The organism is Actinomyces gaoshouyii, assembly GCF_002076915.1.
In the GTDB taxonomy this organism is placed as follows: domain Bacteria; phylum Actinomycetota; class Actinomycetes; order Actinomycetales; family Actinomycetaceae; genus Actinomyces; species Actinomyces gaoshouyii.
This window is the reverse complement of the sequence record NZ_CP020468.1, coordinates 1,440,137-1,461,511: the sequence shown is the minus strand read 5'-3', so window position 1 is coordinate 1,461,511 and position 21,375 is coordinate 1,440,137. Positions and strand designations below refer to the sequence as shown.

Here is a 21,375-nt window from a genome sequence, read left to right as displayed (position 1 = left end):
TCGAGCGCGCGAGGCCCCTCTCCCTTGCGCCCTCGCGTCTCGGCTCCCGCCGGAAACCGTTGCTTGACCCCACCGGGGATCGGCGCGGGCCAAACCATCCAGAACCAGGAGTTCAACCAAGTGGCAGTCAAGATTCGCCTCAAGCGCATGGGCAAGAAGTTCGCCCCCTTCTACCGGGTCGTCGTCCTCGACTCCCGCAAGAAGCGCGACGGCCGTGTCATCGAGGAGGTCGGCCTCTACGACCCGATGCAGGAGCCCTCGCTCATCAGCATCGACTCCGAGCGGGTCCAGTACTGGCTCGGCGTGGGAGCCCAGCCCTCCGACACCGTCTTCAACCTGCTCAAGATCACGGGCGACTACCAGAAGTTCAAGGGCCTGCCCGGCGCCGAGGGCCGTCTGAAGGTCAAGGACGCTGCGGCCGCTGCGGCCGCCAAGGAGGCCGCCGTCAAGGCCGTCTCCGACGACGCCGAGAAGCGCAAGGCCGCCGCCGCCAAGGCGAAGGCCGACGCCGAGGCCAAGGCCGCGGAGGGGTCCTCCGGGGACTCCGCTCCCGAGGTCCCCTCCGAGGAGGCCTGACATGCTCGCCGACGCGCTCGAGCACCTCGTTCGCGGGATCGTCGACAATCCCGATGACGTCACCGTCACCCCCCGGTCGCTGCGCCGCGGCGACCTCCTCGAGGTGCGCGTGAACCCCGAGGACCTCGGTCGCGTCATCGGCCGCTCGGGCCGCACCGCCCGGGCCCTGCGCACGGTCGTGGGCGCGCTGGCGGACTCGCCGGTGCGCGTCGACGTCGTCGACACCGACCGCCGCTGAGCACGGAGCGGCCGAGAGGTCTGCGCATCTCCCAACCCGTTGCCCGGCCCTTCAGGAATGGAGGGCCGGGCAACGGCGTTGTGCCTCTCACCGGCCCCATCCGGGCCACCTCACGCGGTTCGACGAAGGAGACAGACTCATGCGCATAGGGGACTCGGACCTCGACGTCGCCAGGATCGGATTCGGCGGCAACGTCCTGGGATGGACCGCCGATGAGGCCACCGGCCACGCCGTGCTCAACGCCTATGTGGAGGCCGGGGGCAACTTCATCGACACCGCCGACGGCTACTCCCACTGGGCGAGCGGCAACCGCGGCGGGGAGTCGGAAACCATCATCGGTTCCTGGCTGCGCGCGCGGGGCCACCACGACGATCTCGTCATCGCCACCAAGGTCTCCACCAAGCCCGACCGGAGGGGCCTGGCCCCTGACAACGTGCGCCTCGCCGTCGATGAGTCCCTGGGACGCCTGGGAGTCGAGGCCATCGACCTCTACTACGCCCACTTCGACGACCCCGTCGTGCCCCTGGGCGAGACCGTCGCCGTGTTCGAGGAGATCCGCGCGGCCGGCAAGATCCGCCACGTCGCCCTGTCCAACTACGCCCCTGAGCGCATCGAGGAGTGGATGGCGCTCGCCGCCGAGCAGGGCGCAGCCGCCCCCGTCGCCCTCCAGCCCCACTACAACCTCCTGCACCGCGGTGACGTCGAGGGCCCCGGCGGTCGCGGCGGGGTGGCCGCCCGGCACGGCCTCGGCCTCGTGCCGTACTTCTCCCTGGCCGCGGGATTCCTCGCCGGCAAGTACCGGCGCGATGAGATGCCCACCGGCGCTCGCTCCGGAATGGTCGCGGACTATCTGCGCCCTGAGTGCTTCGACGTCGTCGACGCCGTGGTCGAGATCGCCGCCGCCCACGGCGTGGAGCCGGCCTCCGTGGCTCTCGCCTGGTTGCGCGACCGCCCCGGTGTCGTCGCGCCCCTGGCCTCCGCTCGCTCGCTCGCCCAGCTCCCGGCCATCACCACCGCGCTCGACCTCGTCCTGGCCCCCGAGGAGGCCGATCGCCTCACGCGCCTGTCCGACGCCGTCGCCTGAGACAGCTCCGGCGGTCCGCGGGAGGGGCCGAGTCGGCGCAGCGCCCTCCGGGCACCACCCGCGCTGCTAGGCTCGGCGCGCCAAGTGTCCACTATTCGTGTCGGAGCGGGCGGGCAGACTACGACCATGCAGACCTACGTGGATCCTCGTGAGTCCAGGAAGGAGCGCGGGGCCTTCTTCACTCCGCCCTCCTTGGCGCGTTTCATCGCCGATTGGGCGATCCGGGGCGCCAGCGATTCCGTCCTCGAGCCCTCCTGCGGCGAGGCTGTATTCCTGACCGCGGCGGCGCGCCGCATCGCCGAGCTCGGTGGGGACCCGCGCGCGGCCCAGTTGATGGGCGTCGACCTTCACGAGGGCTCGGTGCGCCGGGCGGCCGACGCGCTGCGCGCACAGGGCATCGAGGCCGCGCTGACGGTGAGCGACTTCTTCGACTACCGTGGGGCCGCCGTGGACGCGGTCATCGGGAATCCCCCTTATATCCGCTACCACGGCTTCAGTGGCAGCGCTCGCCTGAAGGGCGCCGAGGCGGCCCTCGCAGCGGGCGCGCGCCTGACCGCGCTCGCCTCCTCGTGGGCGGCCTTCACCGTCGTCGCCACCACCCACCTGGTGGTCGGCGGGAGGCTCGGACTCGTCCTGCCCGCCGAGCTGCTCAGCGTCAACTACGCCGCCGAGGTGCGCTCCTACCTGCTGCGCTCCTTCCAGCGGGTCAGGCTCGTCCTGTTCGCCGCGAGGGTCTTCCCCGATGTCCAGGAGGAAGTGCTGCTCCTGCTCGCTGATGGCTACCGCCCTGACGGAGGCGGATCCGACTCCTTCGAGGTCATGCAGGTGGAGAGCCTCGCCGACCTCGCCACCTCGCGAGCCGTGAGCACATGGACTCCGGCCCTGCCCGGTGACAAGTGGACCCCGGCGCTGGCCGCCTGCCCCTCCCACCAGGAGATCATTGACTCTCAGGCGTTCGGGCGCCTCTCGGGATGGGGGCGGCTCACCCTCGGGGCGGTCACCGGTGCCAACAAGTACTTCGCCCTGAGCCCGCAGCGCTCTGACGAGCTCGGTCTCACTGGGCGCGATGTCGTCCCCCTCAGCCCTCCCGGCTCGCGCCATCTGCGCCGCCTGCGGCTCAGCGCCGCCGATCTCAGCGCCCTGGGGGACAGCGGCGCGCGGACCCTCCTGTTCTCGCCGCCCGGCGCTCCTTCGCCCGCGGGCGCCCGGTATATTCGGGCCGGAGAGCTCGCCGGAGTCTCCGAGGCCTACAAGTGCCGGGTGAGGTCCCCCTGGTGGCGCGTTCCCAGGCCGCCTGTCGCCGATCTGCTCGTCACCTACATGAACGCGGACAGCGTCGCCCTGTGCGCGAACGAGGCCGGGGCGGCGCACTTGAACTCCGTCCACGGGCTCGTCCTGGCGCCGGACGCCTCGGGGATCCCGCCACGCCTGCTGGCCCTGGCCGCGCATAACTCCGCCACCGCGCTCGGCGCGGAGTACACGGGGCGCGCCTATGGGGGAGGCCTGCTCAAGCTGGAGCCCCGCGAGGCCCGCGATCTGCCGGTCCCCAGTCTCGACGTGGTGCGCAGCGCCGCCGAACCACTCGAGCGGGCGTTGCCGCGGGTCCTGGAGCTGGTCGACCAGGGCGAGGCCGCAGCCGCCCGGTGCGTCGTCGATGAGGCCCTCGGGCTGGGCGCCCTGATCGGCGACAGCGGGCTGGAGGAGATCCGTCGGACCCGCCGTTACCTGGCGGCGAGGCGCGCGGCCAGAGGCAGAGGAGTCGACCATGCCCAGCAGCGCTGAGACCGGCCCCCGCGGCGTCGCCCGCTACGACGACCTCATCCGGGCCGCGTCCTGCGAGTCGCCCTGGCGCCATGACGGGGTCGGGGGCCGCGTCTACCTCCCGGATCTCGATCTCCTGGGGAGCATCCTCACGATCCCCGTGAGCGAGAGCGCCTCCACGCAGACCGGCCTCCTCGGCAAGGGCCTCGATGCGTGGTTCGCCCACGAGTTCCGCCGCGCGGGCTTCGACCCGGATTCGGTGTGGCCACGAGCGAGTGATCCACGAGTGCTGCCCACTGACCTCAAGGCGCTCCTCGAGCGCCTACCGACTGCTCTGAGGAACGACCTGACGGCCAGGCTCCTCAGGCTGCGCGCCGTCGCGCCCCAGGACGCAAGCATCCTGGGCAGGGCGTACACGAAGCAGGTCGACGTCGTCATGTCCTCCTGGTCCACCGGGCCCGAGCTCCTCCTGTCCACGAAGTCCCAGAGCTCCTCCTTCGGCAAGAACCTCCCCAATCGCTTCGAGGAGGCCTATGGGGACGCCGGCAACCTGCGTGCGAGGTACCCCCTGGCCGCCGTGGGATTCGCCTTCGCGCTGTCCTCGGCGATCGACGCCGAGCCCAGCCAGTTGGAGCGGGCGATCGACATGATGCGCAAGCTCCGCGACCGCGGTGACGGCAACGGCTACACAGCCACATGCCTCCTCATGTATGACGCCGGCCCATCCGGCGCGGTGTCGATCCTCGCCGACGAGATCCCGGCCGACCTCGGCGCCCCTCAGTTCATGGACAGGATGATCACCGCCATTCTCGACGCCGCCCCGGCCTCCTCCCATCGGACCGTGAGAGAGCGTCGCCGGGGCCGCCTCCTGCTCGAGGAGTGACCTTCGCCCCTCCTCGCGCCTGCGCGAGGGCCAGGGCGAGCGGCGCGGTAGGTTGGTCACCGACACGGCGGATCGATCGCGCCGCCGACCCACGCCCACCCAGGAGACCAGGTGCAGCTCACCGTCGCCATCATCGGCCCCGCCCATGCCCTCAAGGGCGAGGTCCGCCTGGAGATCCGCTCCGACGACCCAGAGGGCCGCCTCGCCCCCGGCGCCGTCCTGGCCACCCAGGACCGTTCTGGGAGACCGGCCGCCGACCTCACCGTGGAGCGCCTGCGCTTCGACGGCACCCGTTGGTTCGCGGCCTTCGCCGAGGCCCCCGACCGCACCGCCGCCGAGGCCCTGCGGGGCCACCGCCTCCTCATCGACACCGATACCGAGCCCGAGGACGAGGACGACGACGCCTGGTACCGCCACGAGCTCGTGGGCCTGACCGCGCGCCGCGTCGACGGCACTGGGCTCGGCGCCGTCACCGATCTCGAGCCCGGCGTCGCCCAGGACCGTCTCATCATCACCACGCCCAGTGGGCAGCGCGTCGCGGTCCCCTTCGTCGAGGCGCTCGTGCCCGAGGTCGACCTCGAGGCCGGCCTGGTCGTCATCGACCCGCCCGGAGGCCTCTTCCCGGACTTGGGCGCCGCAGAGGTCAGCGAGGACACCGCGGGGACCTCGGGCTCCCGCGCCACTCGCAGCGCCGGGGAGGCCGTCGATGGCGCTCATCATGACTGAGACGAGCGGGGTCTTCCCCTCGCGAGCCCAGCGGACGCGCATCGACATCGTCAGCATCTTCCCGGCCTTCCTCGATGTCTTGGATCTGTCCCTCATCGGGCGCGCCCGAGAGGACGGCCTCATCGATCTGCGCATCCACGACCTGCGCGACTGGGCGCACGACCGCCACCGAACCGTGGATGACACCCCGCTCGGCGGCGGCGCCGGCATGGTCATGAGGCCCGATGTGTGGGGGGAGGCCCTCGACGCCGTCCTCGCTGGGGGCCCCGAGGCACCCGGGGCGGGCCGCGCCGTCCTACTCATCCCCACCCCCGCCGGGGAGGTCTTCACTCAGCGCACCGCCGAGGACCTGGCCCGGGCCGACCGCCTCGTCGTGGCCTGCGGGCGCTACGAGGGCATCGACTCGCGGGTGCCCCGCCACTACGCGGCGCGCGGCTTCGAGGTGCGTGAGCTGTCGATCGGCGACTACGTCCTCAACGGGGGAGAGGCGGCCGCCATCGTCATGATCGAGGCCATCGCCAGGCTCCTGCCGGGCGTCGTCGGCAACCCCGCCTCCGTCCTCGAGGAGTCCCACAGCGCCGCCGGCCTCCTCGAGCATGAGGCGCTCACCCGCCCCGTCGCCTGGCGGGGTCTCGACGCTCCCGAAGTGCTGCTCTCCGGGGACCATGCCCGCATCGCCCGCGCGCGTCGCGACGAGGCCCTGGCCCGCACCGCCGCTCGGCGCCCCGACATGATCCGCGCCCTGGATCCCGCCACCCTCGACTCCCAGGACCGCACTACCCTCGCCCGCCACGGCTGGGTGGTGCCCGCCGGGGCCCCACGCCCCGTTCCCATGCGCCTGCGCCCCGCCGAGCCCGACGATGCCGAGGCCCTCGCCGCCCTGGCCGCGCGGACCTTCCCGGACGCCTGCCCGCCCTTCCTCCCCCCCGAGAAGATCGCCACGCATATCTCCCGCGCCCTGTGCCCCGAGCGCTTCGCCCAGTGGATCGCCGACGAGCGCGCCGGTGTCACCGTCGCGGAGCTGCCCGAGGGCTCGCCCGCTGACTCCGACGCCGAGCCGATCGCCCCCGGTGAACTCGTCGGCTACGCGGTCAGCCTCCTCGAGGCCCGCGACGCCGATGGCGCCCTTCCCGAGGGCCTCGACGCCCGCCCGCCCGGCATCGCCGCGCCCGACGCAGCCAGCGGCAGGGCTGTGGCCGAGCTGTCCAAGGTTTACGCCGACTCCCGGCTGCGCGCCTCGGGCCTGGCCCCGGTCCTCATCTCCCATGCCCTCGCCGGTGCGGGCCGCGCCGGCGCTACCGAGATCTGGCTGGGCACCCATGAGGGCAACAGGCGCGCGCAGAAGGCCTACAAGCGCGCCGGTTTCAGACCGCGCGGCAAGCGCGTCTACGAGGTGGGCGGAATCGCCTGCCGCGACGTCGTCATGTCCCTGACCCTCGATCCCGCCGGCGAGCCCAACCCCAGGAAGGAGCCGCACGCATGAGCGACGCGCTGACCAGAGCCGAGGACGCCCCAGCCGACCCGGGTGCCGAGACCGGGACCGCCGACACCGCCGAGGGCGCCGACGCTGTTGACGGGGTCGACGGCGCCGAGCGGAGCCGGGCCGACCGCTGGCGCGGCCGCCTCATCGTCGTCGCCTTCCTCATCGTCGGCATCATCGGCGCCGCCCTGCTCAAGACCTATGTCGCCCAGTCCTTCATCATCCCGTCCGGCTCCATGGAGAATACCCTCAAGAAGGGCGACAGGGTCGTCGTCACCACGTACGATGCCACCGATATCCGCCGCGGCGATATCGTCGTCTTCGCCGACCCCGATGACTGGCTCAACGATCCCCAGCCCACCGGCCTCGCGGGCCTCTTCCGGGACGCCCTCGTGGCCGTGCGCCTGCTGCCCGACCGCACTGGCGACTACCTCATCAAGCGCGTCATCGGGATGCCGGGGGACCATGTCGTCGCCGACGGCATCGGCCCCATCACCGTCAACGGGACGCCGATCCACGAGCCCTACATCAAACCCGGCCGGGCCCCCTCCGAGCTCGCCTTCGACGTCGTCGTCCCGCCGGGGAAGGTCTGGGTCATGGGAGACAACCGCTCCAACTCCGAGGACTCGCGCTACCACCAGGATGATGCCAACGGGGGCTTCGTGCCGCTCGACGACGTCGTCGGCGTCGCCAAGAGCGTGGCCTGGCCCATCTCCCGCTGGGGAAGCCTGACCGACGGCGAGGAGGCCTTCTCCGGCGTGCCCACCGCCTCCTGACGCCGCGGGCACCGCGTGAGGTCGCGCACTTGGGCATGGGCCTCATCGCCGCGCCCCGCGGCCCTGTGGCAGACTGGGCCCGCCCACGGGACTCGGGGCGCCTCCGCCACTGGGGAGGGCCCAGCATCGCAGGACCCGTCGGGCACACGCTCCGGGGCGGCCCCATCCTCACGGGACGGTGCGGCCCCACTTATCAAGCGCTCATGACCAGTGGCACGTGCGCAGGAGAGAACAATGAACCTGATCGACGAGATCAACGCCAAGTCGCTGCGCGACGACATCCCCAGCTTCCGCCCCGGCGACACCGTCAAGGTGCACGTCAAGGTCGTTGAGGGCAATCGCTCCCGCGTCCAGGTCTTCCAGGGCGTCGTGATCGCCCGTCACGGCGGTGGCATCGGCGAGACCTTCACGGTCCGCAAGATCTCCTTCGGCGTTGGCGTCGAGCGCACCTTCCCGGTGCACACCCCTTCGATCGACAAGATCGAGGTCGTCACCCGCGGTGACGTGCGCCGCGCCAAGCTGTACTACCTGCGCAACCTGCGCGGTAAGGCCGCCAAGATCAAGGAGCGCCGGGAGGCCTGATCCCGCTTCTCCCTCAAGCGCCCGGGGCCCCGAGCCCCGGGCGCTGAGTCCATCCGGCGCATGGCGCCGCCCCGTCAACGTCCGCCACCACGATCATCGAGAGGAGGCCCTGTGACCGATCAGCGCCAGCCGATCATCGTCCTGGGCGCCTCCCAGGATGACCCCGAGGACGAGGAGCCCCACCAGGAGGGCGGAAACTCCCCCCTCTCCCTTCCCCCCGCCATCCCTCCCCGCCAGCCGGTCGCCAACGCCACCGGCACGCGCCTGGCCGACTCGGCCCCCACGCCCTCGGCCTCCAGCCGCTGGCGGCGCCTGCTTTCGAGCCTCATCGTCGTCGTCGTTGTCCTGGCCGGCTCGGCGTTCATCAAGTCCTTCGTCGTCCAGACCTTCGAGATCCCCTCGGCCTCCATGGAGCCCACCCTCGTCAACGGGGACCGCGTGGCCGTCACCATGTACGACTCTAAGGACCTGCGGCGCGGGGACATCGTCGTCTTCCGCGACCCCGGTTCCTGGCTCGATACCACTGATCCCACGGGCTTCAGGGGCGCGCTGCGCGACTTCGCCATCGCGATCCGCCTCCTGCCCGAGGGCTCCGGGCACCACCTCATCAAGCGCGTCATCGGGATGCCGGGGGACCGCGTCGTCGCCGACGGCCACGGCGGCCTGACCGTCAACGGCGTCCAGATCCATGAGCCCTACCTCCGGCCGGGGACCTCGCCGTCCACCACGCCCTTCGACGTCGTCGTGCCCGAGGGCTGCGTGTGGGTCATGGGGGACAACCGCTCCAACTCCGCCGATTCCCGATTCCACACCTCTGACGCCCATGGAGGCGCCCTGCCCCTGACCGACGTCGTGGGCGTGGCCAAGGGGATCGTCTGGCCCTTCTCCCACTGGGGCACGCTGGCCGGTGGGCGCGAGGCCTTCAAGGAGGTCCCCGCCGCTGACCCGCTCGCAGCCACCACCACCGCCGCGGCCGTCGCCCTCCGGGAGGATGCGCCCGCGGGCATGGTCCGCGCGGCCTGACCCATGTCGCGCACCCGACCCGACCGCGCTCTCGAGACCTCGCTCCTGAGGGACCACGAGCTCGTCGGCGGCCTCGACGAGGTCGGCAGGGGCGCGCTGGCCGGCCCCGTCACCGTCGGCCTCGCGGTTGTCTCCCGGAGTACCGCTGGCGCCTTCCCCGAGGGGCTGGCCGATTCCAAGATGCTCAGCGCCTCCCGGCGCGAGGCCCTCACAGCCCCCTGCGCCGCATGGCTCACCGACCACGCCATCGCCCACGCCTCACCGGCCGAGATCGACGCCCTCGGCATCGCCGCCGCCCTGCGCCTGGCCGGGCGGCGGGCCCTGGCCCAGGTCCGTGAGCGCGGGCACCTGCCCGGCGTCATCATCCTCGACGGCGCCACGAACTGGCTGACCCCTCCCGCCGGGGACCTTCTGTCCTCCCTCGACCAGCCGGATCCGATCGCGCTCTGCCGCGAGTACGGTCCTGCGATCCCCGGCGAGGACATCCCCGGCGTCGTCATGCGCGTCAAGGCCGACGCCAGCTGCGCCGTCGTCGCAGCCGCCTCCGTGCTCGCCAAGGTCGAGCGCGACGCGATCATGTCCGCCCTGCCCGACCCCGGCTACGGCTGGGCCTCCAACAAGGGCTACGGCTCGGCTGCGCATCAGGCAGGCCTGGCCGCGCTCGGCGCCTGCGAGCAGCACCGCCGCAGCTGGCGCCTGCCCGGGCTGGGCTGACTCCCCGCGCCCGCCGCCCGGGCGCAGGGAGTCGTGGGTGGGCGACGCAACCCGCCCGCCTCTCGCGTCCGGGCGGCGGTGGCGGGCATGATGGCCCGGTGAGTGCAGAGGACCTTGAGGCATACGAGAACGATCTGGAGCTCGACCTGTACCGGGAGTACCGGGACGTCGTGGGCCTGTTCGACTACGTCGTCGAGACGGAGCGCCGCTTCTACCTGGCCAACTCCGTGGACGTCCAGGTGCGCACCAACGGCGGCGAGGTGTTCTTCGAGCTGAGCCTGGAGGACGCGTGGGTGTGGGACATCTACCGCTCCTCCCGCTTCGTGAAGTCCGTGCGCGTGGTCACTTTCAAGGACGTCAATGTCGAGGAGCTGTCCAAGCCGGAGATGAAGATCCCCTCATGAGCGCCTGACCCCTCGCGGCGACGGTTCTCGGGCCCGGGGCGGTGCGCCCGAGGTCCGCGCGCTGCCCTCGCGCCACCATGCGCCGGGAACCACCGGGGCCGCCGCGTGCGGGTCCCATCCCCTCCTGGGGACGGCGGGCGCGGACCAGTCCGACGGCGAGGCACCGTGGTCACGGAGGTGACCACCATGATCCCGACGAACCCGCCCATCCCCGCGCCGCTGGCAGCGCGCCCCGACCCACTGATCCCGCCCGCCGCTCGGGAGGCACCGCCCGCCGCGGCCCCGCGCTCCGCGGAGAAGCGGCGCCTCACCGGCCAACGGGGCGAGGACATCGCCGTCGACTATCTGCGCGACTCAGGCTGGCGGATCCTCGATCGCAACTGGCGCGCACCCGCCGGATCCGGGCTTCGCGGCGAGATCGACATCATCGCCGAGGATCCCGCTGGCGCTCTGGTCATCGTCGAGGTCAAGACCCGATCCACCCTGCGCGCCGGGCCGCCCGCCGCCGCCGTCACCCCTCCCAAGGAGGCGCGCCTGCGGCGCCTGGCCATCGCCTGGGCCGGCCAGCGGGGAGCCCCGCCGCACCGCCTCCGCCTGGACGTTGTCTCCGTCATCCTGCGCGAGGGCGCCCCCGCGCTCCTGCGCCACCACAGGGCGGTGTGCGGATCATGAGCATCGCGCGCACCCTGGCCGTCACCCTCACCGGGCTGCGGGGGCACCTCGTCGACGTCGAGGCCCACGCCACCTCCGGCCTGCCGGGCTTCATGCTCGTAGGCCTGCCCGACGCCGCGATCCGGGAGTCCCGGGAGCGCGTGCGCGCCGCTCTCACCGTCTGCGGCACGACCTGGGGCGAGCAGCGCCTGACCGTCAACCTCTCCCCGGCGGACCTGCCCAAGACCGGTACCGGCTTCGACCTGGCCCTGGCCCTGGCCGTGCTCGGCGCGCGCGGAGCCCTCCCGCCCCGCGCCCTGGCCAGCATGGCTCGGGTGGCCTACATCGGGGAACTCGGCCTCGACGGCGCTGTGCATCCTGTGCGCGGCGTGCTCCCTGCGGTGCTGTCCGCCGTCGAGGCCGGCGTGAGCCGCATTGTGGTCCCCGCCGCCTGCGCGTCGGAGGCCCGTCTGGTGCCGGGAGCGAGCATTCAGGCGGTCCACCACCTCGGCGAGCTCGTCCAGGGCTACGGCGGGCGCCTGCCGCGCGCCGCCGTCGAGATCATGCGCGGCGCCCAGAAGCGCCCACCGTCCGTCGTCGTCGCCCCCGCCGGCGGGCGCGCGGGCTCCGGCCGTCGGGCCGACCTCGCCGACGTCGTCGGGCAGGCTCAGGCCCGCCATGCGCTCGAGGTCGCTGCCGCCGGCGGTCATCACCTGCTCATGGTCGGGCCGCCCGGGGCGGGCAAGACCATGCTCGTCGAGCGCCTGCCCTCGATCCTTCCTCCCCTGGCCGAGAGCGACGCCGTCACGGTCACCTCCCTGCACTCCCTGGCGGGCCTGTTCGACGCCGATGCCGGCCTGCTGACTGAGCCGCCCATGCGCTGCCCGCACCACACCGCCACGCGCGCCGCCATCATCGGCGGGGGCTCCGGTCTGCCCCGCCCTGGGGACGTGTCCCTGGCCCACCGGGGCGTCCTCTTCCTCGACGAGGCGCCGGAGTTCCCCGCCAGTGTCCTGGACTGCCTGCGCCAGCCACTGGAGGCCGGGGAGGTGAGCATTGACCGCGTCGGCGGGCGGGCCGACTACCCTGCGGCATTCCAACTCGTGCTCGCCGCCAACCCCTGCCCCTGCGGGCGCGCCGGCGGCAAGGGCCTGGGGTGCACCTGCACCTCCCTTCAGCGGCGCCGCTACTTCTCCCGCTTGTCCGGACCGCTTCTGGACAGGGTGGACATCCAGGTGGAGGTTGACGCGCTCAGTGCCTCCGACCTCGCCTCGGGCGCGCCCGGGGAGTCGAGCGCCGCGGTGGCCGCGAGGGTGCTCGCCGCGCGCGAGCGGGCCGCGGCGCGACTGGCGGGAACCCCCTGGCGACTCAGCTCCCAGGTTCCGGGCTCCTACCTGCGCAGCGAGGAGGGTGGGGCCGATCCGACCCTCATGCGCCCGCTCATGGAGGCCCTCGATCGGGGCGACCTCACTCTGCGCGGTGTCGACCGCGTTCTCCGCCTGGCCTGGACTCTGGCCGATCTCGCTGAGCACGACCGCCCCGCCCCGCCCGACCTCGGGGCCGCCCTGGCCCTGCGCACACGAGGAGCCCGCTCATGAGTGCCCGGGACACCACCGATCCTGTCGCCTCCGATGCCGCCCTCCGCCCCGTCCTACCGGGCGACGGCACCGCGCCACCCGGTGACGCACCGAAGCCGCGGCCTCGGCAGGCACGACCGGTCGAACCGCCCGATGAGGCGGATTTCCTGGCCCGCGCCACCTGGTCGCGGCTCGCCGAGCCGGCCGACCACGCCGCGGCCATCCTCGTGGCCGGCCTCGGCGCGCCCGAGGCCCTGGCCTGGGCGCGCCACAGGGCCGAGCACGGCTCGGGGCGCCCTGAGCCCCCGCCGTTGCCGGAGCACCTCCTGGAGGACGTCACGCCCCGCCGATGGGCGAGCGCCGTGGAGCGATGGGCGCCCAGGCTCGCGGGCCTGGACATCCGCCGTGAGCTCGATGTCCTGGAGCGCCTGGGCGGCTCCCTCGTGGTCCCCGGCGATCCCTGGTGGCCACCGGGAATGGACGACCTCGAGCAGCCTCCCTTCTGCCTCTGGCTGCGAGGGGACCCCGCCCTGCTCGTGGGCCGCGAGGAGGCGGGCGCCGGGGAGGGAGCGCTGGGGCTGGCGGTGCGGGAGGACCGCATGGGCGCGGGACGCGGGGCCGGTCACGCGCTCGCGCTCGTCGGCGCCCGAGACTCCACTGCCTACGGCGAGCGCATGGCCATCGATCTTGCCCGGGGGCTCACCGAGTGCGGCGCGCTCATCGTCTCCGGCGGTGCCTTCGGCATCGACGCCGCTGCGCACCGGGGGGCGCTCACCGCGGGGCCCACGCTGTCCGTCTCGGCCGGGGGAGTGGATCGCCTCTACCCGGCCGGCAACACCACCTTGCTCCAGGCAGTTGTGGACCATGGGGCTTTGGTGGCCGAGGTGCCGCCCGGCAGCCAGCCCGCTCGCCACCGCTTCCTGACCCGCAACAGGATCATCGCCGCGATGACGGGCGCCACCCTCGTCGTGGAGGCGGCCTGGCGCTCGGGCGCGCTGTCCACCGCCCACCACGCCATGGAGATCGGGCGCCCTGTGGGGGCCGTTCCCGGGCCGGTGACCTCCATGGCCTCAGGCGGCTGCCACCGCCTCCTGCGCCAGGGCGCGACCTGCGTCACCGACGTCGAGGAGGCCCTCGAGCTGCTCCTTCCCATGGGCGCCGCGGACGCCGATGCCCCCAAGGAGGAGCTATCCGAGGCGTGCCGGCCCGGGCTGCTCGATGGGCTCGACGCCGTCTCCGCCGCCGTCGTCGACGCCCTGCCCGTGCGCGCGGCGGCCAGCATCGAATCCGTCGCCCGGGCCGCCGGACTGTCCGAGCGGGAGACCCTGGCCGCCCTGGGCGCGCTCGAGCTGGCCGGTCGCGCCCAGAGCGATGGTGCCCGCTGGCGACGGCCCGCCCTGCGCCGCTCAGCACCAGCGGACCGGGTCCGGTCCTCTACCCTGGGCGCATGAGCGGCGACCACGGCCCCGGGACGGGCACGGACCTGCCCTCCTTGCGCGGGGAGCTCCTGGACGCCTGGTTCCGGCATCTGGGCCTGCAGCGGGGCCTGTCGGGGCACACGGTGCGCGCCTACGTGGGCGACCTGGAGGACCTGCTCGACTTCCTCGGGGTGGGCGCGGGGGAGGCCGAGCCCATCGGACCCGCCCTGGCCAGCCTCGACCTGGCCGACCTGCGCGCCTGGCTCGCAGGCATGTCCGGAGCCGGGCGCTCGCGGGCCACCATGGCCCGGCGCAGCGCCGCGATCCGTGCCTTCTCCACCTGGGCTCAGCGCTGCGGCCTGCTCCACTCCGACGTCGCCGCGCGCCTGCGCTCCCCGCGCGTGGACAACCGCCTTCCCACCGTCCTCACCGCCGAGCAGGCCGCCGTGCTCCTGTCCGCGGCATCCGCGCGCGCCAGCCAGGCCCCACCCGCCGAGCGCCCTCTGGCCGCGCGCGACCTCGCCCTCCTGGAGATCCTCTACGCCACCGGCATGAGGGTCTCCGAGCTCGCCGGACTGGACCTCGGGGACGTCGACAGCGGCAGGCGCACCATCCGCGTCCTGGGCAAGGGGGACAAGGAGCGCGCCGTCCCCTACGGCGCCCCGGCCGCCCGGGCCCTGGAGCGATGGCTCGATCAGCGCCCCGCCCTCGTCGGCCCCCGCACCGGCGCCGCCCTCTTCCTCGGTGCCAGGGGCGGGCGCGTGGACACCCGCGCCATCCGCGAGGTGGTCCACCGCGCCACCGCGGCCGCCGGGGTTCCGGACCTGGGCCCGCACGGGCTGCGCCACTCCGCCGCCACGCACGTGCTCTCCGGAGGGGCGGACCTGCGCAGCGTCCAGGAGCTCCTGGGCCACTCATCCCTGGCCACCACCCAGCGCTACACGCACGTGTCCGCCGAGCGGCTGCGGGCCGTCTACGAGCAGGCCTTCCCCCGGGCCTGAGGGCGCGCCCCGGGGCGCTCAGGCAACCATCGACTGGTGCGCGCCGTCCCGGGTGGTGCCGTTTCCGCCGAGTGGCGCATCCTGCCCGCACCAGTGGGTGCGGATGGCACCGGTCAGCGCGGCGGGTTTGAGGCGGATGACCGGCGGGCGCAGGAGGCGAAGCGGATCGATATAGGACTTCTTCCCAGTCCTGGCGCCCCAGTGGAGAGCATCAACGCCGTCGGAGCGGTGACCGGGCAGCAGGGTGCCGATCACCTGACCGGCGCCCACCGCGTCGCCCGCGGCCACCGCCGGCTCCACCGGCTCATAGGTGGTGCGGACCCCGCCCGCATGATCGATCGAGACCACGGGGCGCCCCGCCACCATCCCCGCGAAGGACACCGTGCCCGCGCCCGCCGCGCGCACGGGGCTGCCCGCGGCCACTGCCAGGTCGATGCCGCGGTGCCCCGAGCCCCAGACGACGGCGGGAGGATCGAAGCCCTCGACCACCGCCACTGGCTCACCCGTGGGCCACACGTAGCGCGTGCCCCGATGCGCATCATCCGCACGCTCCACCGGCGCGCTCGTGGGGAGGGCCGCACTGAGCGCTGCCGCTTCGGCACCGGGCTCCACGGGCAGAGCGCCGACGGCGGGGGAGGTGATGAGCACCGCGGGGGCCAGAGCGATGAGCGGCGTGACCAGCAGGAGCAGCGCGCGGTGCGGCCATGGGGAGGCATGGGGGATCAGAGCGGAAGCCGCGGGCGAGAACGGTAGTGGGGCGGGTGGCGGAACGGGCGGCGAAAGCGGCATGACCCCATGCTCAGCCTCTTCATCGCGCCCCGGTGCCCCGCCCTCACAGGAGCGCCGGGAACCGCCGCGCCGCCATGCCTGTGGTTCCCGGGCGAGACCCGGCCCCGTGATGAGAACGACACCTGGGCAGTGGCATCATTGCCCGTCACAATGCGGAAAGGTCGATATCGCTGTGATAGCCTCTCGCACGCGGTTCGCTGTGATGCGTGTCGGTCGGGTTCCCTCGGGAGCATCGGTCCGGCGCGGGCCCGGATCCTCTGGATCCCGGGGGGCGGCGACCGACTTCGCGTGCCCGCAACCAGCGCCCTCGGGCTCTGGGAACGTCCTTTCGGACGCCGCGGTCGCGGTCCCGCAGGGCCTTCCCGAAGCACCGGGAGGCGCAGGCGGGTGGCCGCGCGTCGTGGGCACCAGGCCCCATCCGCCCGCTCCAGGGCGGCCCCGGCACGTCCGGGCGCAGGGGATCAACTCAAAGAACCCATGGGACGCCGTCGCAGATCGACGGCGTCCCCTGATACATGGCGGACCGGGCAGCCTCCCGGCCGCGCGAAAGGACAAGTCATGGCAGTCGTGACCATGCGCCAGCTCCTCGAGTCCGGTGTCCACTTCGGGCACCAGACCCGCCGGTGGAACCCCAAGATGAAGCGCTTCATCCTCACCGAGCGCAACGGCATCTACGTCATCGACCTCACGAAATCCGTCGACGGCATCAACACCGCCTACGACTTCGTCAAGGAGACCGTCGCCCGCGGCGGCAGCATTCTTTTCGTCGGCACCAAGAAGCAGGCGCAGGCCGCCGTGGCCGAGCAGGCCCAGCGCGTCGGCATGCCCTACGTCAACCAGCGCTGGCTGGGCGGCATGCTCACCAACTTCTCCACCGTGCGCGCCCGGCTGGACCGTATGAGGGAGCTCGAGCAGATCGACTTCGACGACGTGGCCGGCTCCGGACGCACGAAGAAGGAGCTGCTCATGATGCGCCGCGAGAAGGACAAGCTCATCCGCACCCTCGGCGGTATCCGCGACATGGCCAAGCTCCCCGCCGCCGTGTGGGTCGTCGACACGAAGAAGGAGCACCTGGCCATCTCCGAGGCCTCCAAGCTGGGCATCCCGGTCATCGCGATCCTCGACACCAACTGCGACCCCGACGAGGTCACCTACGGCATCCCGGGCAATGACGACGCCATCCGCTCCGTCAGCCTGCTCACCCGCGTCGTCGCCGACGCCGCCGCCGAGGGCCTCCTCGCCCGCTCCGCCGGCCGCGCCCGCACCGGCTCCGAGGCCGGCACACCCGAGGCTGAGCCGCTGCCCGAGTGGGAGGCCGAGCTCCTCGCCGGTGCCGAGGCCGCCGCGGCCGAGCAGCCCGCTGAGGCGGCCGCCGAGGCTCCCGCCGACGCCCCGGCTGAGGCCGACCCCGACGGGCCCTCGGCCGAGCAGGCCTGAGCGCCCCTGACGACATTCCCCACGCTTCAACACCAGGAGAATCCATGGCGAACTACACCACTGCTGACATCAAGGCGCTCCGCGAGAAGACCGGCGCCGGCATGCTCGATGTCAAGAAGGCCCTCGACGAGGCCGACGGCGACGTCGACAAGGCCATCGAGATCATTCGCGTCAAGGGCCTCAAGGGCATCGCCAAGCGCGAGGGCCGCGCAGCCTCGGCCGGACTCATCGCCGCCAAGGTCGTTGACGACGCCGACGGCCAGACCGGCGTGCTCGTCGAGATCAATGCCGAGACCGACTTCGTGGCCAAGAACGAGAAGTTCCTCGACTACGCCGACAAGGTCCTCTCCGCCGCTCTGGCCTCCTGCGCCGAGTCCGCCGAGGCCCTGGCCGAGGTCGAGGTCGACGGCTCCACCGTCAAGGACCTCACCGACTCCATGCAGGCCGTCATCGGCGAGAAGATCGTCGTGCGCCGCGTTGGCCGCCTGAGCGCCCCCAAGGTGGAGCTCTACCTGCACCGCACCAATCCCGACCTGCCCGCCCAGGTGGGCGTGCTCGTCGGCACCGACGCCAAGGCCGCCGAGGTGGCTCACGACGTTGCGATGCACACCGCCGCCTACTCCCCGGCCTACGCCACCCGTGAGGACGTCCCCGCCGATATCGTCGACAAGGAGCGCGCCATCGCCGAGGAGACCACTCGCGCCGAGGGCAAGCCCGAGAAGGCCATCCCGAAGATCGTCGAGGGCCGCCTGGGCGGCTTCTTCAAGGAGAACTGCCTCGTCGAGCAGGCCTTCGCGAAGGACCCCAAGACCACGGTCGGCAAGGTCATCGAGGCCACCGGCGGTGAGCTCGTCGGCTTCGTCCGCTTCCGCGTCGGCGCCTGATCACGAAAGCCCGCTGACTCAGCGGTCAGCGATAGCACGGCCCCCGGTCCCTCGTGGACCGGGGGCCGTGGCGCGCAGCGCGACCAACGCGGAACCCGGTCCGTTGAGGATGCGCTTGGTGCTTGTGAACGCGCCCGGGGCTTGACGACGCGCGCCGGGGGCGCGTCCGCAAGCACTCCGCGCGTCCGCACGCGCGCGACGGTAACCGGGAGGCGCGATGCGGCGATGGGGGATCCGAGCAGTGGCCGGGCTCAGCCCTGGCGGTGGGCCCCGGGATCGGAGGGCGAGTCGCCCGATCCCTTGCCGGAGTTGCCGGGGGAGACGCCCCACCACAGGGCCATGAGCACCGCGACGACGACGAGGGCGATGCCCGCCCACAGGTTCGCGTTGACGCCGCCCGTCTTGGCCATCTCCTCCGCGCCGTTGAGGAATCCCGCGCAGATGAGCAGGAAGAGGCCGAAAATACCGAGGACAGCGGCGATGACCGTGCGGATATCGGCCAGGATCTTTGACAGCAATGACATGTCTGCGGCTCCTCAGTGGAAGATCGAGTTGAGCAGGATGACGAGTGTGCCCGCGCAGATCGCCAGCGGGACCGGCTTGCGGAACCAGGGCAGCGCCGCCTCGTTCGGGTCCGTGCGCGCCTCCTGCGGCGTGAGGGAGTAGACGAAGCCCTCCAGCTCCGCGGCGGGCTTGGGCGCGGTCATCAACGAGACGACGACGGTCACGAGGATGTCGACGGCGAAGGCCGTGCCCGCGGCGAGGAAGGCCAGGCCCTGGCCGGGCAGCGTCAGGTGCCCCGTCCGGGACGCCACGTTGAGGGCGAGCGCCGCCAGTGTCCCGCAGGCCAGCCCGGACCAGCCCGCGTGGCTCGTGGCCCGGCGCCAGAACATCCCGATGATGAACGTGGCGAACAGCGGCGCGTTGAACATGGAGAAGAGCTGCTGGAGGTAGTCCATGAGGTTGGAGTAGTTCGAGGCGATGAGCGCGGTGAAGATCGCGACGATCGTGGCGATCGCCGTCGTGAGCTTGCCCATGCGCAAATAGGTGGCGTCATCGGCCTTCGTGTTGATGTAGCGCTCGTAGAGGTCCACGGTGAACACCGTGTTGAAAGCGGAGATGTTCGCCGCCATGCCTGCCATGAAGGAGGCCAGCAGACCGGTGATCGCCAGGCCCAGCAGGCCATTGGGCAGGACCTCGCGCATGAGCAGCAGGACGGCGTCGTTGTAGGTGATCTCCCCACTGGCGGTCGCGCCGCTGAGCGAGGACTGCTTGAGTGCGATGATCTCGGAGACGAGGACCGCGGACACCATGCCCGGGATGATGACGAGGAAGGGCACGGCCATCTTGGCGAAGGTGCCGATGATCGGGGCTGAGCGCGCCGCCGAGATCGAGTCGGCCGCCATGGCGCGCTGGACCTCCACGAAATTCGTCGTCCAGTAGCCGAAGGACAGAACGAAGCCCAGGCCGAAGACGATGCCGAAGACGGACAGGGCCGAGGAGTCGAAGCCGGACAGCAGGTTGCCGGGCCAGGAGTGCAACTGTGCGCTGGGGTCCGCGTAGGCCCCGGTGCCGTGGGTGGTGGCCGCCTCTGTGATCCTCTCCTTGAGGCCGCTCCACCAGCCCACGCGGTTGAGGCCGACGAGGGTCAGCGGCAGCAGCGCCACGATGATGACGAAGAACTGGAGGACCTCGTTGTAGATGGCTGCGGACAGCCCGCCCAGGCTGATGTAGCTGAAGACGATGACGGCGGCGACGATGAGCGCCACCCACAGCGGCCACCCCAGCAGGCGGTGGACGATCGAGCCCAGAAGGTACAGGTTGACGCCGGCGATGAGCAGCTGGGCCAGCGCGAAGGAGAGGGCGTTGATGAGGTGAGCGGCCTTGCCGTAGCGCTTGAGCATGAACTCGGGCACCGACCGCACTCCGGAGCCGTAGTAGAAGGGCATCATGACCAGGCCCAGGAAGATCATGGCCGGGATGGCGCCGATCCAGAAGTAGTGGAAGGTCGGCAGGCCGTACTGGGCGCCGTTGGCGGACATGCCCATGATCTCGACGGCGCCGAGGTTGGCCGACACGAAAGCGATGCCGGTCACCCAGGCGGGCAGGGAGCGGCCGGAGGTGAGGAAGTCATCGGATGAGGCCGTGCGCCGTTTGGCCATGAAGCCGACTCCCATGACGAAGGCGAAGTAGACGATGATGGGGAAGTAGTCGTACCAGCGGGCCTCCAGCAGTGTGGAGGAGCCCGACGCGGCGAGGGGAGGGATCAAGTGGGATGCGGTCATCAACGCCTCCTGGATGTGAACCGAGACACATGAATGGGTCTTCTGTGCGAGCCTAGCGTTCGTGTTAAGGGCTTGTGACCGTTTTGGTACACCGATCTGCCTGGATCGCCTGCCTGCGCGCCGCCGTCCCGCCGCCCCATGCGGGTCTCCCGCGACGGTGCGAGCGGGTAGTCTCTACCAGACGGCTCAAGGCCCGCCCGCGACCACCGCCCCGCCGAAGCGCGGGCGTTGTCCGGCGGCCGCGCGGGCGGGCCACGGCACAGGCAGAGAAGCGGAGAGGCAGAGATGGCAGACAAGAGCAGCAGAGACGACCGCGTCGCGCACGGCCACCACCCGCGGCGCGTCCTGCTCAAGCTCTCGGGCGAGGTCTTCGGCGGAGGGTCCATCGGCCTCGATCCCGACGTCGTCTCCGATGCCGCCACGCAGATCGCCGACGCCGTGCGCGCCGGGGTCCAGGTCGCCGTCGTCGTCGGCGGGGGCAACTTCTTCCGCGGCGCCGAGCTGTCGGCCCGCGGTATGGAGCGCGCCCGTGCCGACTACATGGGCATGCTCGGCACCGTCATGAACGCCCTGGCACTCCAGGACTTCATCGAGAAGGCCGGGGTGCCCGCCCGCGTGCAGACCGCCATCGCCATGGGGCAGGTCGCCGAGTCCTACATCCCGCTGCGCGCCATCCGCCACCTGGAGAAGGGACGCGTCGTCGTCTTCGGGGCGGGCGCGGGCCTGCCCTACTTCTCCACGGACACCGTCGCCGCCCAGCGGGCCTTGGAGACCGGCTGCGACGAGCTGCTGGTCGGTAAGAACGGGGTCGACGGCGTCTACACGGCGGACCCCCGCAAGGACCCCAGCGCCGTCAAGCTCGACCACCTCACCTACGAACGCGCCCTGGCGGACGGGCTCGCCGTCGTCGACGCCTCCGCCTTCGCCCTCTCCCGCGACAACGGCCTGACGATGCGCGTGTTCGGGATGGGCGAGGACGGCAATATCACCAGGGCCCTCCTGGGTGAGAAGATCGGCACGCTCGTCTCCAGGGGGAGGCCCTGAGTCACGGGGCGCGAGAACCGGTTCAGTCCGATCCAGCACGTG

Annotated in this window: 22 protein-coding genes; 19 read left to right on the top strand and 3 right to left on the bottom strand. The window is 72.1% G+C overall.

Annotated elements, in window-relative coordinates:
- The first annotated feature begins 120 nt into the window (after nt 1-120).
- From rpsP to B6G06_RS05920, 16 genes are all read left to right on the top strand, one after another.
- A complete protein-coding gene (gene rpsP, locus B6G06_RS05995; RefSeq protein ID WP_080462960.1) occupies nt 121-576 on the top strand; it encodes a 30S ribosomal protein S16 in 456 nt (151 codons plus the stop codon).
- Nucleotide 577: 1 nt separating this feature from the next.
- Nucleotides 578-814 carry an RNA-binding protein gene (locus tag B6G06_RS05990; protein ID WP_080462961.1) on the top strand — a complete coding sequence of 79 codons (237 nt, stop codon included), beginning with the start codon at nt 578-580 and terminating at the stop codon, nt 812-814.
- A 139-nt stretch (nt 815-953) separates the two neighbouring features.
- Complete coding sequence (locus B6G06_RS05985) at nt 954-1,898, top strand: aldo/keto reductase (protein WP_081171478.1); 945 nt, start codon at nt 954-956, stop codon at nt 1,896-1,898.
- 126 nt (nt 1,899-2,024) lie between these two features.
- Nucleotides 2,025-3,680: an N-6 DNA methylase gene (locus B6G06_RS05980; RefSeq protein WP_081171476.1), complete on the top strand. Its 1,656-nt coding sequence runs from the start codon at nt 2,025-2,027 to the stop codon at nt 3,678-3,680.
- Nucleotides 3,664-4,542 carry a hypothetical protein gene (locus B6G06_RS05975; protein WP_081171473.1) on the top strand — a complete coding sequence of 293 codons (879 nt, stop codon included), beginning with the start codon at nt 3,664-3,666 and terminating at the stop codon, nt 4,540-4,542. Before B6G06_RS05980 ends, B6G06_RS05975 begins: the two co-directional genes overlap by 17 nt.
- A gap of 111 nt (nt 4,543-4,653) precedes the next feature.
- Complete coding sequence (gene rimM / locus B6G06_RS05970; RefSeq protein WP_081171471.1) at nt 4,654-5,268, top strand: ribosome maturation factor RimM; 615 nt, start codon at nt 4,654-4,656, stop codon at nt 5,266-5,268.
- On the top strand, nt 5,261-6,751 hold the full coding sequence (trmD, locus tag B6G06_RS05965; RefSeq protein ID WP_081172232.1) for a tRNA (guanosine(37)-N1)-methyltransferase TrmD: 1,491 nt from the start codon (nt 5,261-5,263) through the stop codon (nt 6,749-6,751). Before rimM ends, trmD begins: the two co-directional genes overlap by 8 nt.
- On the top strand, nt 6,748-7,524 hold the full coding sequence (gene lepB, locus B6G06_RS05960; protein ID WP_081171469.1) for a signal peptidase I: 777 nt from the start codon (nt 6,748-6,750) through the stop codon (nt 7,522-7,524). The genes trmD and lepB (B6G06_RS05960) overlap by 4 nt, the downstream gene beginning before the upstream one ends.
- A gap of 234 nt (nt 7,525-7,758) precedes the next feature.
- Nucleotides 7,759-8,106 (top strand): 50S ribosomal protein L19, encoded by a 348-nt coding sequence (gene rplS, locus B6G06_RS05955; protein WP_080462967.1) that lies wholly within the window; start codon nt 7,759-7,761, stop codon nt 8,104-8,106.
- A 111-nt stretch (nt 8,107-8,217) separates the two neighbouring features.
- A complete protein-coding gene (gene lepB, locus B6G06_RS05950; protein WP_081171467.1) occupies nt 8,218-9,129 on the top strand; it encodes a signal peptidase I in 912 nt (303 codons plus the stop codon).
- A gap of 3 nt (nt 9,130-9,132) precedes the next feature.
- The gene (locus B6G06_RS05945) at nt 9,133-9,843 is read left to right on the top strand and encodes a ribonuclease HII (protein ID WP_081171465.1); all 711 of its coding nucleotides are present in this window, start codon (nt 9,133-9,135) and stop codon (nt 9,841-9,843) included.
- Between the two features lie 98 nt (nt 9,844-9,941).
- A complete protein-coding gene (locus B6G06_RS05940) occupies nt 9,942-10,247 on the top strand; it encodes a DUF2469 domain-containing protein (RefSeq protein ID WP_080462970.1) in 306 nt (101 codons plus the stop codon).
- A 186-nt stretch (nt 10,248-10,433) separates the two neighbouring features.
- Entirely contained in the window at nt 10,434-10,919 is a 486-nt protein-coding gene (locus tag B6G06_RS05935) for a YraN family protein (RefSeq protein ID WP_081172230.1), read from the top strand.
- Nucleotides 10,916-12,496, top strand: coding sequence for a YifB family Mg chelatase-like AAA ATPase (locus B6G06_RS05930; protein WP_081171463.1), 1,581 nt, complete (start codon nt 10,916-10,918; stop codon nt 12,494-12,496). Before B6G06_RS05935 ends, B6G06_RS05930 begins: the two co-directional genes overlap by 4 nt.
- Nucleotides 12,493-13,926 carry a DNA-processing protein DprA gene (locus B6G06_RS05925; protein ID WP_081171461.1) on the top strand — a complete coding sequence of 478 codons (1,434 nt, stop codon included), beginning with the start codon at nt 12,493-12,495 and terminating at the stop codon, nt 13,924-13,926. The genes B6G06_RS05930 and B6G06_RS05925 overlap by 4 nt, the downstream gene beginning before the upstream one ends.
- A complete protein-coding gene (locus B6G06_RS05920; protein WP_080462973.1) occupies nt 13,923-14,894 on the top strand; it encodes a tyrosine recombinase XerC in 972 nt (323 codons plus the stop codon). Before B6G06_RS05925 ends, B6G06_RS05920 begins: the two co-directional genes overlap by 4 nt.
- Before the next feature lie 18 nt (nt 14,895-14,912).
- Here the strand turns inward: B6G06_RS05920 and B6G06_RS05915 are convergent, their stop codons facing one another.
- Nucleotides 14,913-15,683, bottom strand: a complete 771-nt coding sequence (locus tag B6G06_RS05915; protein ID WP_240494025.1) for a M23 family metallopeptidase — start codon at nt 15,681-15,683, stop codon at nt 14,913-14,915.
- Nucleotides 15,684-16,241: 558 nt separating this feature from the next.
- On the opposite strand from B6G06_RS05915, the gene rpsB reads away from it, so the two are divergent.
- The gene (gene rpsB, locus B6G06_RS05910) at nt 16,242-17,120 is read left to right on the top strand and encodes a 30S ribosomal protein S2 (RefSeq protein WP_080462974.1); all 879 of its coding nucleotides are present in this window, start codon (nt 16,242-16,244) and stop codon (nt 17,118-17,120) included.
- A 44-nt stretch (nt 17,121-17,164) separates the two neighbouring features.
- On the top strand, nt 17,165-18,004 hold the full coding sequence (tsf, locus tag B6G06_RS05905; RefSeq protein ID WP_080462975.1) for a translation elongation factor Ts: 840 nt from the start codon (nt 17,165-17,167) through the stop codon (nt 18,002-18,004).
- A 251-nt stretch (nt 18,005-18,255) separates the two neighbouring features.
- Here the strand turns inward: tsf and B6G06_RS05900 are convergent, their stop codons facing one another.
- Together B6G06_RS05900 and B6G06_RS05895 are read right to left on the bottom strand one after the other, a co-directional pair.
- Nucleotides 18,256-18,528, bottom strand: coding sequence for a hypothetical protein (locus B6G06_RS05900; RefSeq protein ID WP_081171459.1), 273 nt, complete (start codon nt 18,526-18,528; stop codon nt 18,256-18,258).
- 12 nt (nt 18,529-18,540) lie between these two features.
- Nucleotides 18,541-20,289: a sodium:solute symporter family protein gene (locus B6G06_RS05895; RefSeq protein ID WP_081171457.1), complete on the bottom strand. Its 1,749-nt coding sequence runs from the start codon at nt 20,287-20,289 to the stop codon at nt 18,541-18,543.
- A gap of 285 nt (nt 20,290-20,574) precedes the next feature.
- On the opposite strand from B6G06_RS05895, the gene pyrH reads away from it, so the two are divergent.
- Nucleotides 20,575-21,333, top strand: a complete 759-nt coding sequence (gene pyrH / locus B6G06_RS05890; RefSeq protein WP_080462978.1) for a UMP kinase — start codon at nt 20,575-20,577, stop codon at nt 21,331-21,333.
- Nucleotides 21,334-21,375 lie beyond the last annotated feature (42 nt).

Bases quoted from the DNA above. Each gene is read 5' to 3' on its own strand.
- B6G06_RS05990 (WP_080462961.1), top strand. From the start codon at position 578: ATGCTCGCCGACGCGCTCGAGCACCTCGTTCGCGGGATCGTCGACAAT.
- B6G06_RS05985 (WP_081171478.1), top strand. From the start codon at position 954: ATGCGCATAGGGGACTCGGACCTCGACGTCGCCAGGATCGGATTCGGC.
- B6G06_RS05980 (WP_081171476.1), top strand. From the start codon at position 2,025: ATGCAGACCTACGTGGATCCTCGTGAGTCCAGGAAGGAGCGCGGGGCC.
- B6G06_RS05975 (WP_081171473.1), top strand. From the start codon at position 3,664: ATGCCCAGCAGCGCTGAGACCGGCCCCCGCGGCGTCGCCCGCTACGAC.
- trmD (WP_081172232.1), top strand. From the start codon at position 5,261: ATGACTGAGACGAGCGGGGTCTTCCCCTCGCGAGCCCAGCGGACGCGC.
- lepB (WP_081171469.1), top strand. From the start codon at position 6,748: ATGAGCGACGCGCTGACCAGAGCCGAGGACGCCCCAGCCGACCCGGGT.
- rplS (WP_080462967.1), top strand. From the start codon at position 7,759: ATGAACCTGATCGACGAGATCAACGCCAAGTCGCTGCGCGACGACATC.
- B6G06_RS05945 (WP_081171465.1), top strand. From the start codon at position 9,133: ATGTCGCGCACCCGACCCGACCGCGCTCTCGAGACCTCGCTCCTGAGG.
- B6G06_RS05935 (WP_081172230.1), top strand. From the start codon at position 10,434: ATGATCCCGACGAACCCGCCCATCCCCGCGCCGCTGGCAGCGCGCCCC.
- B6G06_RS05930 (WP_081171463.1), top strand. From the start codon at position 10,916: ATGAGCATCGCGCGCACCCTGGCCGTCACCCTCACCGGGCTGCGGGGG.
- B6G06_RS05925 (WP_081171461.1), top strand. From the start codon at position 12,493: ATGAGTGCCCGGGACACCACCGATCCTGTCGCCTCCGATGCCGCCCTC.
- B6G06_RS05920 (WP_080462973.1), top strand. From the start codon at position 13,923: ATGAGCGGCGACCACGGCCCCGGGACGGGCACGGACCTGCCCTCCTTG.
- B6G06_RS05915 (WP_240494025.1), bottom strand. From the start codon at position 15,683: ATGCCGCTTTCGCCGCCCGTTCCGCCACCCGCCCCACTACCGTTCTCG.
- rpsB (WP_080462974.1), top strand. From the start codon at position 16,242: ATGGCAGTCGTGACCATGCGCCAGCTCCTCGAGTCCGGTGTCCACTTC.
- tsf (WP_080462975.1), top strand. From the start codon at position 17,165: ATGGCGAACTACACCACTGCTGACATCAAGGCGCTCCGCGAGAAGACC.
- B6G06_RS05900 (WP_081171459.1), bottom strand. From the start codon at position 18,528: ATGTCATTGCTGTCAAAGATCCTGGCCGATATCCGCACGGTCATCGCC.
- B6G06_RS05895 (WP_081171457.1), bottom strand. From the start codon at position 20,289: ATGACCGCATCCCACTTGATCCCTCCCCTCGCCGCGTCGGGCTCCTCC.
- pyrH (WP_080462978.1), top strand. From the start codon at position 20,575: ATGGCAGACAAGAGCAGCAGAGACGACCGCGTCGCGCACGGCCACCAC.